We start from the raw sequence: 16,766 nt of genomic DNA, 5'->3' as shown, positions 1-16,766 counted from the left end.
GTCGGTCCCACGGCACGTGTCCCGCGCGCCAGGTCAACTCGGCTTCAGCGCCCCGACTCGCTCTTCGGCGACAACGAATGCTCCTCGTCGCACATGTCCCAAGCGCCAGGCCGCTGCAGCTCGTTCTTCGCCGGCGACTGCTCAACGCCCTGTCCCGAAAACATGTGGATCGCCTCGATCCACCTGTCCCGAGCGCCAGGTCGCTTCAGCTTCAGCTCCAGCGCGCGCACGATCCAGAAGCCGGGCGCCTCGAGCGTCTCGATCTGCGCGCGCATGTCCTTCAGCACCTGCGTCAGGCGACCCGAGCGATTGACCACGAACCATGCCTCTCCGCCCTCGCGCAGCCAGTGGGGCAGCGGCTTGACCAGCGCCGCGAACGCCTCCGGGGGCGCGTGCGTCGGCGGGTTGACCAGCGCCAGCTCGACCGTCCCGCGCCACGGGTGGGCCGCGGGCAGCCCGTCGGACAGCAGCGCCTCGACGCGCTCGCAGCCGAGGCGGGCCGCGTTCTCGCGCACCAGGCTCGCGGCGATCACGTTGCTCTCGACCGCCATCACATGTCCTTTCGGCCATCTCTTCGCCGCCCACAGCGCCAGCGGTCCGATGCCCGCCCCGAGGTCGATCACGCGGCGCGGCGTCGGCAGCTCGGCCGCGGCCAGCGCCGTCAGCAGCGCGCGCGTGCCGTCGTCGAGGTGCTTGCGGCAGAACACCCCGGGCGCCGACAGCAGCGGCACCTCGCCGAGCAGTGGTTCGGCGATCTCGTAGCGCACCGCGAGCAGCTCGGCGGCCGCCTTCGCGTCGAAGCGGTCGGTCTTCTCGGCGGCCAGCAGGTGGTAGCCGCGGTCGCGCTCGACCGTCTCGCACGAGCCGAGCAGCGCGGCGATCGTGCGGGCCAGCGAGGGCGCGCCCTTGTCTTTGCGGACGGCGCACAGCAGGCGTCCGCCGGGCAGCAGGACCGAGGCAGCGAGGGCCAGGCAGGCCTCGGAGAAGTCCTTGCCGAGGTGCGCGCGCGGCCACACCGCGGCGGCGCGGAAGCGCGGGGTGGTGTCGACTGCCCACGGAGCCACGAGCGCCGCGGGTTCTTCCGCAGACTGCTCGCGGACATCGATGGCCCAGCGCGTGGCGCCCTGGCGCAGGCCGGGCAGCGGTCCGCCGTACACCAGCGCCAGCGCTTGCGGCGGCAGGTCTTGCACGGCTTGGGCGAGCAGGCGCACGCCCGGGTCCGAGGGATTAAAGAGGTTCTCGCCCTGCACGGCGCGGAGGGATAACAGCGGGGCGCCTGGCGCGCAATTCAGCTCCTTGGCAGCGCCGTCGACGTCGCCTGCGCCCGCGTCAGTCCACGCACGACGGTGACCCCCGCCAAACGCCCCTGGAGCGGCCCCTGAATGCGCGCTGGACACCGCCCTCACGGTGGATCGGCCGCGAGCAGCCGAGCAAATGCGCCCGAATGCGAGATTGGGGGTGGACCCACGAAACGGCCCGTGTTAAGCACCTGCGGACCCTCCGCCGACCTGGCGTGTACTCGCCGCGGTCGCCGTCGGGCCCATGTGCTTGTTGGAGCTCTCGGCGACTCTTCCGCGGGTCGCCGCGCGGGTCCGGCTACCGAGGCGTGGCCGACCGTGTCTGGCCCGTCATCGTCCCAGGATCTGCGTGTCCACACTCGAAGCGTTCCTCCCCCTGTTCGAGCCGGAGTCGCTGGCGAAGATCGCCAGCAAGAAGGCGTACGCCGCCGGCGTCGAGCTGTTCGAGGCCAAGGCCGTCAGCGACATCGTGTTCGCCGGCAACTGTCTCAAAGGCAAGGTCAAGGGGTCGCATCCGCAGCCGCACGCGACCACCATCAAACTGTTGGAGTCGGGCGCCATCGAGGCGACGTGCGACTGCCCGACGTACACCGACGGCTGGGAGAAGATCTGCCACCACGCGGTCGCGCTGGGGCTCGCGCTGCGCAAACAGTACCAGGCCGGCGGCGAGATCACGCTGACGCAGAACCCGTGGACCGCCGACGTCGCGGGCACCGGCGCCAACGCGCAGCGCTACACGATCGAGGCGCGGCGCGGCAACTGGCACGTCATGGCCTTCCGCGGCGGCGGCACCCCGGTGGTCAGCCGGCGGCGCTACGAGGGCATGAGCCCGGCCGACCGCGTCATCCACCACTACCTCTCGCAGGAGGTCGACGACGCCGACGACGGCGGCCACGTCATCGACGACATGGCGCTCTCGGGCCTCCTCTACTTCGCCCGCGTCGGCAGCACCGTCAGCCTCAAGGGCGTCGGCAAGCTGCAGTTCGCCGCCGAGCCGCTGACCCTGCGCGTGCGCGCCGAGCCGCGCCCCGGCGACAACAGCGTCGTCCTGCACGCCTTCCTCGAGCAGCGCAGCACCGGCCGCGACCTCGAGGTGCCGGCCGGTCGCATCATCGTCGGCGCGCCGACCTGGTACCTCCTGCCCGAGACCGCCGAGGTCTTCCTCGTCCCCGACACCCCGCCGTGGGTGCTCGAGGCGGTCGCCAAGCAGCCGCGCATCGTCATGGACGCCCGCGTCAGCGCGCAGGCGATGGACGCCCTCAGCGAGTCGCTCAAGACCGTCGGCGTCCCGCATCAAGACCTGTTCGCGCTCGCCTCCGACTCGCGCAAGATCGACGCCATCATCGCCACCGTCGAGGGCGACGCCGCGCAGATCAAGGTCGGCCTGGCGGCCCGCTACGGCAACGTCACCATCGGCGTCACCGGCAGCGAGCCCGAGTCGGCGCGCTACACCATCAACCTCGGCGACCAGCCGCTCAGCTTCTACCGCGACCTCGAGGGCGAGGCCGTCGCGCGCAAGACGCTGACCGACCTGGGCCTCAAGTACAACCCCGACGCCGACGGCTTCATCGCCACCGGCGACGCCGCCGTCGAGTTTACGATCGTCGGCATCCCGCTCTTGCCCGAGACCTGGGAGAAGCGGGTCCCGCAGCTGCCGCGCGTGCGCAGCAAGTCGCCGACCCCGCGGCTGGCCGTGCGCAGCAAGGAGGGCAGCGTGCTCGACCTCGACGCGATCGTCGACGTCGAGGGCGAGGAGGACCTGATCTCCTTCCGCGACCTGCTGCGCTGGCTGCACGAGGGCCGGCGGTGGATCACCCTGGCCGACGGCTCGGTCGCCAAGCTCGACCCGCAGATCCTCCAGCCCATCGCCGAGGCCGCCGGCGCGATCGAGTTCGACAAGAAGGGCCACGCCGAGATCAGCACGCTCGAGCTCGGCACCTTGACCCGCCTGCTCGGCGCCGTGCCCTCGGCCGACGTCGCCAAGGAGGTCAAGCGCCTGATGGAGAACATGACCGGCGAGCGCTCGGCCAAGGCGCCCAAGCGGGCCAAGTCGCTCACCGCCAAGCTGCGCGAGTACCAGCGCTCCGGCTTCGCGTGGTTGTGGCAGCTCCACGAGAACCAGATGACCGGCATCCTGGCCGACGACATGGGCCTCGGCAAGACGGTCCAGGCGCTGGCGCTCTTGACCAAGGCCAAGGAGGAAGAGGGCGACCAGCCGACGCTGATCGTCTGCCCGACCTCGGTGCTCAGCGTGTGGAAGCAGGAGGTCAAGAAGTGGGCCCCGAGCCTCGTGCTGACCACCTGGCACGGCGCGGAGCGGGCCGAGAACCGGCGCATGCTCAAGAAGGCCGACATCGTCGTCACGACCTACGCGATCTTGCGCCGCGACATCGACGAGCTGAGCAAGATCCGCTGGCGCTACGCGATCCTCGACGAGGCGCAGTACATCAAGAACTGGGCCACCACCACCGCCAAGAGCGCCAAGCAGCTGACCGCCGACCACCGCCTCGCGCTGTCCGGCACCCCGGTCGAGAACCACCTCGCCGACCTCTGGGCCATCTTCGACTTCCTCGCGCCCAACTTCCTCGGCAAGCTGTCCGACTTCCAGAAGAACTACGTCCGGCCGATCGAGGAGAACGACACCAAGACGCTCGAGGCCCTGCGCGCGCGCATCCGGCCGTTCGTCATGCGCCGCAAGAAGGAGGACGTGGCGCAGGAGCTGCCGCCGAAGACCGAGCAGACGCTGTTCGTGCAGTTCGGCCGCAGCCAGCTCGGCCTCTACAACCGGATCCTCAAGACCGCGAAGGACGAGATCAAGGGCCGCATCGAGGAGGTCGGCCTCGAGAAGTCGCAGATGACGATCCTCGCCGCGCTCACGCGCCTGCGCCAGGTCTGCTGCGACCCGCGCCTGCTCGGCCTGCCCGACGCGTCGACCCTGCCGCCCTCGGCCAAGCTCGACGCCTTCAAGGAGCTCATGGCCGACTGCGTCGGCTCCGGCCGCAAGGTCCTGGTGTTCTCGCAGTTCGTCGAGATGCAGAAGCTGCTCGGCGACGCCCTCACCGAGCTGAAGATCCCCTACCTCTGGCTGCACGGCGGCACCAAGAACCGCGAGGAGCTGGTCCAGCAGTTCCAGAACAAGTCCGGCCCGCCGGTGTTCCTCATCTCCCTCAAGGCCGGCGGCTCCGGCCTCACGCTCACCGAAGCGGACACCGTCGTCCACTTCGACCCGTGGTGGAACCCCGCCGTCGAAGACCAGGCCACCGACCGCGCCCACCGCATCGGTCAGGACAAGCCCGTCATGGTCTACCGTCTCGTCTGCGAGGACACCGTCGAGCAGAAGATGGTCGAGCTCGGCGCCCGCAAGCGCGAGGTCGCCGAGAGCGCGCTCGGCCGCGACGTGTCGGCCGGCAAGAAGCTCACCATGGAAGACGTCGAGGCGCTGCTCGAGACCCCGAGCGCCGCGGCGACCTGGGATCAGTGAGGACACCATGGCCGGCGACCCCGACGCGATCGTCATCGGCTCCGGCCCCAACGGCCTCGTGGCCGCCTGCATGCTCGCGCGCGCCGGCCTGCGCGTGCTCGTGTGCGAGGCCCACTCGCGGCGCTGGGGCGGCGCCCTCGGCTCCGAGGAGGCCACCCTGCCAGGCTTCGTCCACGACGTCGGCGCCGCGTTCTTCCCGTTCCCGCGCATCAGCCCGGCCTTCCGCGCGCTCGAGCTCGAGAAGCACGTCGAGCTGTGCTTCGCCGAGTTCGAGAGCTGTCACCCGCGCCCGACGGCTCGGTCGCGTGTATCAGCCGCGACCTCGACGTCTGCGCCCGCAACTTCGGCGACCCGCGCGACGGCGAGACCTTCGCCGCGCTGGCCCGCTGGTACCGCGGCGTCGAGCCGGCGGTGCTGGGGATCCTCCTCAACACGCTGCCGACGATCGCACCTGTCCTGAAGTTACTGCCGTTCGGGATCTTCAAGCTCGCGCGGATCTTGCTGTCCTCCGGCGGCGGTCTGGCGCGCCGGCTGTTCCGCGGCGAGGCGGCGCGGCGCGTCATGCCCGGCCTCGCGCTGCACGTCGACGTCGGTCCGCGCGACCCGCTCGGCGCCGCTCTCGGCTTCATGCTCGGCATGACCGCGACCACCGGCGGCTACTCGATCCCGCGCGGCGGAGCCCAGGCGCTGGCCGACGCGATGGTCGCCGACCTGCGGCGTCACGGCGGCGAGATCCGCCTCGCCAGTCGGGTCGAACGGATCCTCACGGAAGGTCGGCGGGCCGTCGGCGTCCGCCTCGCCGACGGCACCGAGCTGCGCGCCGCCCGTCGTGCCGTGCTCGCCGACACCGCCGCCGCGTCGCTCCTGCTCGACCTCGTGGAGCGCGACCTCGTGCCCCGGCGCGTGGTCCGCTTCATGGAGAAGTTCCCGCAGGGCTGGGGCACCTTCAAGGTCGACTGGGCGCTGTCGTCGCCGGTCCCGTGGTCTGTCCCCGAGGCCAGGCGCGCCGCGGTCGTGCACGCCGGCGACAGCCTCGCCGACCTCGAGCGGTTCACCGCCCAGGTCCGTCGCGGTGAACTCCCCGACAACCCGTACCTCGTCGTCGGCCAGCAGACCCTCGCCGACCCGACGCGCGCCCCGGCCGGCAAGCACACGCTGTGGGCATACTCGCGCGTGCCGAGCCGCCCCGCCGGCGGCTGGCAGGCCCACGCCGAGGCCTTCGCCGACCGCGTCGACGCCCGCATCGAGGGCCTCGCGCCCGGCTTCCGCAGCACCGTGCTGGCGCGCCGGATCGTCGCGCCACCTGACCTCGAGGCCATGGACGCCAACCTGGTCGGCGGCGACCTCGGCGGCGGTTCGAACGCCTGGCACCGCCAGCTCTTCTTCCGCCCGCTGTTCCCGTACTTCCGCCACCGCATGCCCGTCGAGGGTCTTTACCTGTGCTCGAGCTACGCACATCCGGGCGCAGGTGTGCACGGCATGTGCGGCTACAACGCGGCCCACGTCGCGCTGCGCGACCTCGGCTGAGCGACCACCTCGTCTGCGTCGCGCGACCGGTTCGCGACGGCTCCGGGATCGATCCGCGGCGAGCGTCGTCGAGGCAGACCTCGCGGTCCTCGACCGCGGTCCGCAGCGCCCGGAGGTCGCCGGCGGACCGTCAAAGCAGCGATGCCGGCGGCCGCCCGATGGGCACGACGGATCGCACCGCGAGGTCGCCGGCATCACCCGCGCGAACTCGATCTCTTCGCTGCTCGCCCCCTCCTGCGACCCCTGCAGCGGCTCCTTCGCCGGCTCGACGACGGCATCGTCGCCGGACGTCGGCTCGGCGGCGCGCAAGCTTCACGCAAGACGTTCGCGTTCGGCGACGTGTCGAGCACGTCGCGCTGGCCGGCGCAGCTCCAGCAACTCCGGATGACACTCGCGCCGCCTCGTCACCGGAAGCCATCTGCACGCTTCGCAGCGTCACGCGACGGCGTGCGCGCGTGGGCGCGCGAGCAAGCGTGTCGCAACGCGGCGTCACACTCGCTACCATCGATGCGCATGACAACCTGGTTTGGCTCTTTTTCTGCGCTGCTCGGCGCCGCGATCGTCCTCGCCGCGGGCTGCGGCAACACCAACAATAACGTCACCGCGTCGGAAGGCGGCTCCGACTCCGACGCGACCGCCGGCCCGACCTCCGCTGCCACCGACGGCACGACCACCGCGAGCGGCAGCGACAGCGACAGCGGCGAGACCGACGGCACCGGTTCGGCCAGCATGACCTCGCTGCCGACCACCGGTGAGCCGACCTCGACCAGCAACGGCTCGGCGACCTCGTCGACGACCGATCCGGACACGACCTCGACCACGAGCCCCGTCACCGACGGCAGCGCCACCGATCCCGACACCGCCACCACGATCGAGCCCGGCACGACCACCGAGCCGGGCACCACGACGATGGGCGAGAGCACCACCACCGGCCCGGACTGTATTCCGGCCGAGGAGGTGTGCAACGACCTCGACGACGACTGCAACGGCGTCGTCGACGACGTCGACGTCGGCGGCGACGGCATCTGCGACTGCCTCAACATCGCCATCTTCGGCAACGAGGGCGCCAACCCTTCCGCGGAGTTCCAGGCCTGGCTCGAAGCGCAGGGCACCCAGGTCGACCGGATCTCCCTCGACGCCACCCCGATCGACGCGGTCACCCTCGAGAAGTACGACATCGTCATCCTCGACTGGCTGGTCCGCACCTACAGCGCCGACGAGGCCGCCATCATCAAGACCTGGATCGAGGGCGGCGGCGGCCTGATGTCGATGACCGGCCACACCAACAACAACACGGTCGTCGAGCGCCCGAACTCGATCATCGCCCCGATGGGCCTGGCCTACAACCAGAGCAAGGGCTTCTTCAGCGGTCCGGTGACGCAGTGGGCGATGCACCCGATCACGCAGGGCATCACTTCGGTGTCGTTCTACGGCGGCCTCTACGTCGACATCACCGAGGACGGCGTCGCCGTCAACGAGGTGATCGGCACGCTGCCGCAGGGCCCGGTCGCGGTGGGCCAGACCCGCATCGACGGCAAGCTGTTCATCTTCGGCGACGAGTGGATCGAGTTCGACTCGGAGTGGCAGCAGATCCCGCAGATCAAGCAGTTCTGGGTCAACATCCTCGGGTGGCTGTCGCCGCAGAACTACTGCACGATCCCGCAGTGATCCGCGCGCCTCGCTCGTCCGCCGCCGCTCTCGGCGAGCGAGGAGCGTCACAGCGCTGGCGCCTCGCAGGAGCTCAGAGCTCGTAGCGACGAGCTCGTGGGGCCCCGTCAGCGGGCGTGGCTCAGCGCAGTTCGAAGGTCCGCAAGACCACGCGCCCGGCCAGGGTGCGCAGCCCGGGCGCGAGGCACCACGGGTACAGCCACCAGAAGCCGGGCAGGATCGGCACCAGCGCGCGCCCGGCCTCGGCGCCGGCCTGGCGCGTCTTGACGTCGGGTGTGACGATCACCAGCGCGCCCGCGGGCACGGACGGATCGGTCTCGAAGCGCAGGCGCGCGCCGAGGTCCCACATGCGCAGCAGCGCGACCCGGCGGATCGACGCCTCGTCGGCCGCGTGATGGACCACGTACGGCTCGCGCGGGCCGCGGTAGCGCAGACGGTCGAGCGGGCGCAGCAGCGAGGCCTTCCAGCCCGGCTTGTGCTTCGGTCGGTCGCCCTCGCCCTCGCCGAGCGGGCGCGACATCAGCGTGCGCCACACCGCGTCGAGCTCGCTCGCCGACAGCCACGGGATGTAGACCGCCAGCATCACCTGCACGAAGGTCCCGACGTTCATGGCCACGTCGATCACCAGGTGCATGACGACGCCGAGCCCCAGCCACAGCCGCTTGCCGCACAGCCACCGCAGCACCCACGCGTGGGCCCGCGGCCGGCGGGCTCGCAGCCACGAGTACGCACCCAGCAGCAGCGCCGGGAACGCCAGCACCCCCGCGACCACGAGCGCCTGCGCCTGCTGGCGGGTGATCGCCACCGGCGCCTCGCCCGGGCTGTAGTAGTACCAGGCGGTCAATCCGCCCACGTACGCCAGCACGCCGACGACCGCGGCGATCAGCGCGTACGACAGCAGCCGGCGCCACGCCTGCACCTTCGGCCATGTCCCTGCGGACACCTCGCGTTCGAACCGGCGCAGCGCCACCCCGACGAGCGCCAGCGGGAACAGGGTCTCCCACGCCTTGGTGACCCACGTCGAGAGCGGCAAGAAGCCGATCCAGTGCAGGAACGTGGCGATCTGGATCTGGACCGGGTGGCGGTAGAAGTGGTCGAGGCTCAGCGCGTAATAAAGCGCGGTGCCGTCGAACCAGGTGAGGCCGCTCTTGAGCGCCCCGGTGGCGCAGTAGATGATGGCGAGCTGCAGCATCATCAGCCGCAGCGGCCACGCGGGGATCTTGCGCAGCGCGGGGACGACGAGGCTGCCGCCCAGGAGCTCGCGCTTGCGTCGCCACCAGGCGTCGAGCGAGTAGGCCTCGCCCCAGCGAGTGAGCAGGCCGAGGAACAGGAACACCCGCAGGACGGTGTCGCCGCCGCTGTAGAAGACCGGGCTGTAGCTGTAGAAGGTGTTGACGAGAAACCAGCTGAGCAGCGTGCTGAGGCGCGTCTTGACGCCGAGGATCATGGCGGTGACGCTGGCGCAGGTCAGGCCGAACACCGCCCACACGAAGGCCGGGTCGGCGCGCAGGTGGAACAGCGAGAACTTGGCCCACAGCGCCGGGACGACGCTCCACCAGCTCTCGAAGCCGTACTCCGGGTCCCACAGCCGCCGCAGCTCGCCGCCGTAGTTCTTGCGCGCCATCGCCGGCAGCCACAGGCCCTCGTCGGTGAACAAGAAGCGCAGCAGCGGGATCAGGTCGAGCAGCGTCCACAGCACCACCACGCCGAAGACGATCCGGAACAGCCCCGCCGGCCGCGGATCGACCCGCTCGAGCCACAGCCGCCGCCACAGCTCCGGCCGGACGAGGAAGAACGCGACCGCGCAGCCGAGGCCGAGCCACAGCGCACCTGTCGCAAGGGACATGTGCGCCGACAGGTCGACCGCGGGCGCCTTGGCCGGGGCGAGCAGCGCGGCCAGCATCAGTCACCACCCCCGTCGGCCCCGCCGCCCTCGTTGCCGCCCTCGTTCGCCAGCGCCGGCTCGTCGCCGGGCGCGCCCTCGGCCCCGCCACCTTCGCCCGGCGCACCCTCGGCCCCGCCCTCCGCCGGCGGCGCCGCGTCCTCGCCCCGCGCGGCCTTGCCCGCGGGCGCCTTGCCGCGCCCCGCGTCGGCGGCCCGCCGGCGCTGGAGGATCCGCGCCTTCGCGTCGGCCCGGTCGCGCCAGGTGTTCTCCTCGATGTCGACGAACGCGCCGTCCGGCAGCGGCGTGAAGCCGTAGCGCGCGCGGATGTCGTTCGGCAGCTGCGCGTGCGGGGTGGTGGCGCAGTCGAAGCCCTTGAGCGGCTCCTTGTACAGCTTGAGCGCGAACGGGTCGAAGCCCATGGTGGCGATCGCCTTGTCCGGCGGCGGCACCTTCGTCCACATCTTGGTGAAGTTGATCCGCACCGGCGCCTCGCCCCCGTGGGTGCGCGCCCACTCGCGGCAGACCCACGCGGCGTACGGCGACTGGTAGCGCTCCTGCTCGAGCAGCCGGCGGTTGATCTTGCCCATCCGGTCGTAGAAGAAGTACGGGTAGTCGCGCCGGCCGTAGATGTCGTGCAGCAGGTCGAGCTCCTCGCCGTCCTGCGTCACCACCCGCACCTGCAAGAACTGGTTGGTCCGGTGTGGGTTGGGGGCGAACATCGCCCAGCTCTGCACGCTCGAGGTGGCCCGCATGTACGCGCCCGCGCGCAGGAACCCCGCCAGCTTGCGGTTGAACCGCTCCGCCAGCCCGGCCGCCGGCGTGGTGTGCTGCAGCAGCGCGACCGTGTGATAGAGGATGAACAGGCTGACCAGCAGCGCCGCCCACCCGCGGTAGGCCCACGGCTCGTCGGACGGGTCCTCGGCCGCGGGCGCGCGCAGCAGCGCGTCGGCCAGCCGCGAAGCGGGCTGCTCGGCCGCCTGGCTCATCGCACATGCTCCTCGAGACATGTCCCGCACGCCATCCCGCGAGCCTCCGCTCGACCGGTGCGCGGACCGTCCTGTCCTTCGAGCCATGTCCCGCGCGCCACCCCGATCCCGCGAGCCCCTGCTCGCCGGGGGCCCGGTCCGATATGTCTCTCAAGCCATGTCCCGTAAGCCATCACGAAAGTCCAAGGATAATTTACAAAGGGGGAGCTCGAGGTCCTCCGCGACCCGGGCGGGTCGCTCGCGGCGATCGATTCTACTCGCCATCGCCGTCCTCGGCGCCGCGGGCCGGCTCGGGCGGCGGCTGCTCCTGCGCGGCGGCAGGCGGGTTGACGCTGGGGGTGCGGGGCTGGGGGCTCCCGCCCCAGTCGCGGCGAGAGGCCCATTGCGCCGGCGCTGCTCGGCCTGGCGGGCCTGCTTGTCCCGGGCGGCCTCGAGCTCGCGCTGGTCGGCCTCGTCGAGCTCGAGGCCGTAGCGCTGCTTCATGAACGCGGGCAGCTGGCCGTTCTTGAGGCAGCTGTGCGACTCGACCAGCTCGTGGGTGGCCTTGAGGTCCTTGGGCCGGTACCAGCCCTTGGTGGCGACCTGCTCGGGGGTGGGGATCTTCGTGGTGATCCGCCACATCTCGACCTTGGCCGCGGGGGTGCCGTAGTCGAGGAACCAGTTGCGGCAGACGAAGAACGACCACGGCCGCAGGTACGACTTGCCCTTGCCGATCATGCGCCGATGCATCTTGCGCATGCGGTCGTTGTAGATCCACGGGAACGGGCGGTAGCTGTAGCTGTTGTAGCCGATGTCCCAGCGGGTCCCGTCCGGCAGCACCACCACCGTCTTCATGAAGGTGTTGGCCCGCGGCGGGTTGGGCGCGAACATGTTCCAGCTCTGCGAGGTGCCGGTGACGCTGAGGTAGCTGCCGAACACGCCGCGCGCGGCCGACCGCCACTGGCTGAAGATGTTGCTGCCGGGGAACAGGCTCAGGCCGACGGCGCAGAAGTGCCAGGTCATCAGGCCGGAGCGACTGCCCGGTACAGCGCGCCCCCGGCCAGCCCCGGCGCTCCCCCGAGCGCGGCGCTGTGTGGCACTTCGGACATGTTTTTGAAGACATGCCGAAGACGCCGGGCCGCGAAGCGGAACACCAGAGCGACGGCGGCGACCAGGCCGAGCCAGGCGTAGACGAGGCCGCCGACGTCACGGTCGCCGCCGATCCGCTTGTAGATGATGGCCAGGAGCAGCAGGCCGAGGACGACGACGACGGCGTCGGCGATCTTGCTGCCCCGCGCGGGCAGGTCCTCGGGCCGCTGGGCCGGGCCGAACCACTGCTCGCCGCTCGCCGGCAAGACCCGTCGCAGGCCGGTGCGCCGGAGCTGCCGCCACACCCAGTGCAGGGCCGCGGCGATCTCCTCGCCGCGCAGCCACGCGACGTAGACCATCAGCATGATGAACGGGAACATGCCGATGTTCATGAACAGGATCAGGAAGCCGTGGAAGACGACCCCGAGGGTCAGCCACAGCCGGCGCCCGAGCAGCCAGCGCTGCACGAACGACTGATCGATCGTCCACCGACGCACCTTCAGCGGCCAGCGCCCGAGCGCGAACCAGGCCGCGACGAGCAGCGGCACCACCACGCCCATGGTGATGTGCACGCGGAAGATCCCGCTGCTGACGATCGTCGCCACCTGCTCGGGCTGGTTCTTCGGCAGCTCGCCCACGTACGGGTAGGCGAGCACGCTGATGCGGTAGAGCGCGAGGTAGCCGAGGACGAGCGCGACGCGGCCGAGCCAGCGACGCCATGGCCGGTCCTGGGCGACAAACCACGGCTGGTCGCGGTGGCGCAGCTGGAACCCGACGATCGCCCCGAGCATGGCGATCGCGAAGTGCTCCTCCCACCAGCGCGTCACCCACGTCATCAGCCGGAACAGGTTGGTCCCGAAGATCGCCGAGACCTGCTGCGTCCAGTCCTCGAAGCGATAGAAGTGGTCCATGTTGAGCGCGTAGTACAGCGCGTCGCCCTGGACCCACACGTTGCCGGTCTTGACGATGCCCGTGGCGGTGTAGATCGCCACCAGCTGGGCCATGATGAGGTAGCGCGGCCAGCTCGGGACCAGGCGGTAGACGGGCTGCTTGCCCGGCTGCGCCGGCTCGCCGACCTCCTGCAGCTTGCCGGCCCGGCGCAGCAGCTTGCAGCGGACCCAGTTGTCGACGCTCCACGCGTCGCCGGTGCGGGCGAAGATCAGCACCCACCACAGCGTGCGGTACACCGTGTCGGTGCCCTCGAGGTAGAGCCCGTTGTGGTTGTAGACGCTGCACACCAGCAGCCAGCTGAGCACGCCGGTGAGCCGCGACAGCACCCCGAAGGCGTACAGCAGCAGCACGCCGAAGATGCCGTACATCACCCACTCGACGCCGTCGGGCGACGACCAGAAGTAGAACAGCGAGTGCTTGCCCCACAGGTACTTGAGGACAGCCCAGTGGTCGAGGAAGCCGTCCTCCGGGGTCCAGCCCATCAGCGCCGAGCTGCCGAACCGCGAGCGGATCTCGTCGAGGTCGTAGAGGCCCTCGTCGCTCCACAACATGCGCCAGTACGGCTTCAGGTTCCAGAAGCACTGGATCGTCATCAGCGCGGTGCCGATCCGCAGGGTCGCGAACATGCGCGGGTCCTCGAGCCCGAGCAGGCTGCGGCGCACCGACTCCATCCGCGTCGCCGCCCACGCCAGCGTCGCCACCACCACCGCCAGACAGAGCCAGCCGACGTGGCTGCCGAGCTCGGGGGGACGCGGCTGAAGTCGAGCGCCTCGGGTGCCAACATCGGGTGAGGCCGCCGACACTACCACGTGGAGGACCCTCCTCAGCGCCGGAAGACGGCGTGCAAAATTTGCGCGATGGACACAATAGGGGCTACTAGGGCGGCCTGGGCGGGGGAATCTGCCGGAGGGTCAAGTTCGGGGGCGCGCGCCGTGAGCTGTCCCGAGAGACATCTGGTCGGGCGGATCCGTCGCCGCCGGGCTTTCGCGGGCGGGCGGGTTCGCGGTACAGGAGAGCCGTGCCTTGGAGCAGGCGGCGGGTGCTGGGGCTCGTGGCGGTGGCGGCGGGGTGTCGCCCGCCGGAGATGCCGCCGTCGGCGCCGACCAGCCTGCTGGGCGAGGCGGCGCCGCAGTTCTCGCGGCGGGGCCTCGACGGTCGGGTGGTCGACCTCGCGGCGCTGCGCGACCAGGTCGTCGTGGTCGAGTTCTTCGCCCGCTACTGCGAGCCGTGCTGGAAGCACCTGCCCAAGGTCCAGCGCTGGGCCGCGCGCCAGCGCGACGTCGCGGTGATCGGCATCGGCGCCGACGAGTTCGCGGGCGACACCCAGGCGATGGTGCGCGCGCTCGGGGTCGCCTTCCCGGTCGTCCACGACAGCGGCCTCGTGCTCACCGCCCGCTTTCGGGTCGACAAGATCCCCTCCACCCTCGTCCTGGGCCGCGGCGGGCGGGTCCGCTGGCGCTCGTTCCCCGGCGACGGCGTCGGCGCGATGAACCGCGCGGTCGCGGCGGTCCGCCGCGCGCGCGATTGAGGTACTCTGGCGGCGTGACCGCCCCCCGTCCGGCCGCGATCGCGTTCGGGTTCGCCGTGCTCCTGTCCTCCGGGACAGGTTGCCGCAACGCCAACCTCGCCAGCGCCATGGCCCAGACGCCGACCTACGAGCCGGAGGGCCAGACCCGCTGCGGGGTCGCGCGCAGCCACGCGCGGCCGCTGATCATCGAGTGGCCGGCGCACGACCGCAGCGAGCTCGAGACGCTGGTGGCCGAGGGCGAGCGGATGGTCGCGGTCCGCTACGCCGGCTGCGAGATGGAGCTGCTGCGCGGCTGCACCGCGGCGGGCAGCTACCGCTACCAGGGCGTGCAGCCGAAGCGCGAGGACTACGTGTTCAAGCGGGCCGACGACCTGTACGCCAAGATCCCGCTCGGCGCGGCCAACCTCGAGGCGGAGCTCGAGCGCCACGGGGCGCTGACGCTCGGCATGACCGTGGTGGGCCGCTGGCAGGGCGGTCACGGGCGGCCGGCGCGGGTCGACCTGCGCGGCGACTGCGAGCGGGCGACGCACGTGATCTCGGGGCTGTCGGTCGGGGCGTTCCGCCTGTCCTCCGAGGCAGGTGCGGAGATCCGCGGGGAGGTCGGGTGGATGAACGCGGGCGGCGGGGCCGGCTCGTCGGCGGCGCGCGGGCTGGTGCGCAGCGACGGCGACCTCGGGGCCTGCGGCGACGACCGCGGCGACGGCCCGCCGAACCGCTGCCGGGCGCTGCTGCGCGTCGAGGTCGAGGCGATCCGCGAGCCCGCGGAGGTGGCGGCGGCGCGGGCCCGCCAGGTGTGCCCGCGTGACGCGGCGCTGGTCGAGGGCGGCCGTTTCCGCGCCAGCGTCGGCGGCCAGGTCGAGGTGGCCGACTTCTGCCTCGACCGCGAAGAGGTGCGCGTCGCCGACTACGCCGCGTGCGCCGCCAAGGGCCCGTGCTCCGAGGCCGCCACCAGCGCCCGCTTCAAGACGTCGGCCGCCGAGCTCGAGTGGGCCAGCGCGCAGTGCAACGGCGACCGCTCGGGCAAGCGCCGCCACCCGATCAACTGCATCAGCTGGAACCAGGCCGCGGCCTACTGCCAGTGGGCCGGCGGCCGCCTGCCGACCGAGGTCGAGTGGGAGTGGGCCGCCCGCGGCGGCGAGCAGGAGCGCACCTACGCCTGGGGCGAGCAGGAGCCGGGGCCGCGGCTGGTCAACGCCTGCGGGGAGGAGTGCGCGCGGGCGCGGGCGCGGCTGCAGCCCGAGCTCAAACATGGCCTGAAGGACATGCCCCCTCCGACATGGCTCAAGTTACACAACAAGAGCGACGGGGTGGTCGGCACGGCGCGGGTCGGCAGCTTCTCCGGCGGCCGCGGCCGCGGCCAGGTGGCCGACCTGGCCGGCAACGTGTGGGAGTGGACCGCGAGCGCGGAGATCTCCTATCAAACGGGTGAGGAGCAGCACATCGGCTGGGGCGGACCCGACACCGGCCGCCGCGCCACCCGCGGCGGCGGCTTCCTGTCGACCGACGACGCCGACGTGCGCACCACGGCCCGCCGCCTGCGTGACCTGAAGGACAGGCGGCCCGACCTCGGCTTCCGCTGCGCCTACGATCCTTGAGACGCGGAGGAGCCATCTGGCCCGAGGGACAGGTTCACCACGGACACTTCCGGTCGCAGCTCGCCTCGACGAGGCAGGCGGTCAGGGCTTTCCACGCGGTCATCGACGGGCTGTCGGGAGGGCCGTAGAAGTTCATGACGGTAGCGCACGGCGCGTCGCACTCGTCGCCGTAGCAGCCGTTGGTCTGCGCGCACTGCTGGATCGCCGTGCAGCCCTCGTCCGCGTGGCACGCGTCCCACTGCATCAGGCATTCGGTGCAGATGCACTCGTTGCACTCGTCGCCGGGGTCGACCTCGGCGAGACAGGCCTCGACCGGGTCGAGCATCGTCGTGCTGCTCGCGTCGCCGGTGGTCGTCGTCTCGTCGCCGGTGGTGGTCGTCGTCGAGTTGCTCGTGCTGCTCGAGGTGCTCGTGCTGCTCGAGCCCGCTTCCGTGGTCGCGGTCGAGGTCGTGCTGCCGGTACCCGCGTCGCTGCCGCCGCTGCTGCTCGAAGTCGAGCCCTCGGTCGTGCCGGTCGCGGGACTGGTGATGTCGGTGGTGGCGCCGGTGACGATCGTCGTCGGGCCGTCGCCGTTGTCGCTACAGGCGGCCAGAGCGAGCGCAGCGGCCAAAACGAGGGCGGCGGGGGGCCGATCCATATCGCCCGACGATACCCGCTCGCTTGCGCGCCGGTCAAAATCGCGCAACAGGCGCGAATGTGACCTCGCCCGGGGGCGAAAACAAACGCCGGCGCAGGGGCTGCGCCGGCGTGGGCACCGGGAGGGTTCAGACCCGGTGCGA

General features: G+C 71.4%; 12 protein-coding genes. 6 read left to right on the top strand and 6 right to left on the bottom strand.

The window, feature by feature from the left end; genetic code table 11:
- Nucleotides 1-44: 44 nt before the first annotated feature.
- Entirely contained in the window at nucleotides 45-1,250 is a 1,206-nt protein-coding gene (locus OV079_RS56570; RefSeq protein ID WP_267774465.1) for a class I SAM-dependent methyltransferase, read from the bottom strand.
- 397 nt (nucleotides 1,251-1,647) lie between these two features.
- Between OV079_RS56570 and OV079_RS56565 the strand changes: the two genes are divergently transcribed.
- From OV079_RS56565 to OV079_RS37810, 4 genes are all read left to right on the top strand, one after another.
- Nucleotides 1,648-4,779 carry a DEAD/DEAH box helicase gene (locus OV079_RS56565; RefSeq protein WP_267774464.1) on the top strand — a complete coding sequence of 1,044 codons (3,132 nt, stop codon included), beginning with the start codon at nucleotides 1,648-1,650 and terminating at the stop codon, nucleotides 4,777-4,779.
- A 7-nt stretch (nucleotides 4,780-4,786) separates the two neighbouring features.
- The gene (locus tag OV079_RS37820; RefSeq protein ID WP_267774463.1) at nucleotides 4,787-5,239 is read left to right on the top strand and encodes a phytoene desaturase family protein; all 453 of its coding nucleotides are present in this window, start codon (nucleotides 4,787-4,789) and stop codon (nucleotides 5,237-5,239) included.
- Entirely contained in the window at nucleotides 5,191-6,306 is a 1,116-nt protein-coding gene (locus OV079_RS37815; RefSeq protein ID WP_267774462.1) for a phytoene desaturase family protein, read from the top strand. The genes OV079_RS37820 and OV079_RS37815 overlap by 49 nt, the downstream gene beginning before the upstream one ends.
- 513 nt (nucleotides 6,307-6,819) lie before the next feature.
- Nucleotides 6,820-7,974 (top strand): hypothetical protein, encoded by a 1,155-nt coding sequence (locus OV079_RS37810; RefSeq protein ID WP_267774461.1) that lies wholly within the window; start codon nucleotides 6,820-6,822, stop codon nucleotides 7,972-7,974.
- Nucleotides 7,975-8,095: 121 nt separating this feature from the next.
- Here OV079_RS37810 and OV079_RS37805 read toward each other — a convergent pair whose 3' ends face one another.
- The 4 genes from OV079_RS37805 to OV079_RS37790 all read right to left on the bottom strand — a co-directional run bounded on the left by OV079_RS37805 (nucleotide 8,096) and on the right by OV079_RS37790 (nucleotide 13,571).
- Nucleotides 8,096-9,877, bottom strand: coding sequence for a hypothetical protein (locus tag OV079_RS37805; RefSeq protein WP_267774460.1), 1,782 nt, complete (start codon nucleotides 9,875-9,877; stop codon nucleotides 8,096-8,098).
- Nucleotides 9,877-10,845: a hypothetical protein gene (locus tag OV079_RS37800; RefSeq protein ID WP_267774459.1), complete on the bottom strand. Its 969-nt coding sequence runs from the start codon at nucleotides 10,843-10,845 to the stop codon at nucleotides 9,877-9,879. Before OV079_RS37800 ends, OV079_RS37805 begins: the two co-directional genes overlap by 1 nt.
- Nucleotides 10,846-10,995: 150 nt before the next feature.
- Entirely contained in the window at nucleotides 10,996-11,847 is an 852-nt protein-coding gene (locus OV079_RS37795) for a hypothetical protein (RefSeq protein ID WP_267774458.1), read from the bottom strand.
- Entirely contained in the window at nucleotides 11,847-13,571 is a 1,725-nt protein-coding gene (locus OV079_RS37790) for a hypothetical protein (protein ID WP_267774457.1), read from the bottom strand. The genes OV079_RS37795 and OV079_RS37790 overlap by 1 nt, the downstream gene beginning before the upstream one ends.
- Nucleotides 13,572-13,882: 311 nt before the next feature.
- On the opposite strand from OV079_RS37790, the gene OV079_RS37785 reads away from it, so the two are divergent.
- Nucleotides 13,883-14,392 carry a TlpA family protein disulfide reductase gene (locus tag OV079_RS37785; protein ID WP_267774456.1) on the top strand — a complete coding sequence of 170 codons (510 nt, stop codon included), beginning with the start codon at nucleotides 13,883-13,885 and terminating at the stop codon, nucleotides 14,390-14,392.
- A gap of 14 nt (nucleotides 14,393-14,406) precedes the next feature.
- Nucleotides 14,407-15,987 (top strand): formylglycine-generating enzyme family protein, encoded by a 1,581-nt coding sequence (locus OV079_RS56560; protein ID WP_267774455.1) that lies wholly within the window; start codon nucleotides 14,407-14,409, stop codon nucleotides 15,985-15,987.
- 34 nt (nucleotides 15,988-16,021) lie between these two features.
- Here OV079_RS56560 and OV079_RS37775 read toward each other — a convergent pair whose 3' ends face one another.
- Nucleotides 16,022-16,624 carry a hypothetical protein gene (locus tag OV079_RS37775; RefSeq protein WP_267774454.1) on the bottom strand — a complete coding sequence of 201 codons (603 nt, stop codon included), beginning with the start codon at nucleotides 16,622-16,624 and terminating at the stop codon, nucleotides 16,022-16,024.
- Nucleotides 16,625-16,766: the final 142 nt, after the last annotated feature.

Source organism: Nannocystis pusilla (genome assembly GCF_026626665.1).
GTDB lineage: Bacteria > Myxococcota_A > Polyangia > Nannocystales > Nannocystaceae > Nannocystis > Nannocystis pusilla.
The sequence above is the reverse complement of the archived record's forward strand: the minus strand, read 5'-3'. Positions and strand labels throughout refer to the sequence as shown.

Bases quoted from the DNA above. Each gene is read 5' to 3' on its own strand.
- OV079_RS37795 (WP_267774458.1), bottom strand. From the start codon at position 11,847: ATGACCTGGCACTTCTGCGCCGTCGGCCTGAGCCTGTTCCCCGGCAGC.
- OV079_RS37810 (WP_267774461.1), top strand. From the start codon at position 6,820: ATGACAACCTGGTTTGGCTCTTTTTCTGCGCTGCTCGGCGCCGCGATC.
- OV079_RS37805 (WP_267774460.1), bottom strand. From the start codon at position 9,877: ATGCTGGCCGCGCTGCTCGCCCCGGCCAAGGCGCCCGCGGTCGACCTG.
- OV079_RS37800 (WP_267774459.1), bottom strand. From the start codon at position 10,845: ATGAGCCAGGCGGCCGAGCAGCCCGCTTCGCGGCTGGCCGACGCGCTG.
- OV079_RS37820 (WP_267774463.1), top strand. From the start codon at position 4,787: ATGGCCGGCGACCCCGACGCGATCGTCATCGGCTCCGGCCCCAACGGC.
- OV079_RS37775 (WP_267774454.1), bottom strand. From the start codon at position 16,624: ATGGATCGGCCCCCCGCCGCCCTCGTTTTGGCCGCTGCGCTCGCTCTG.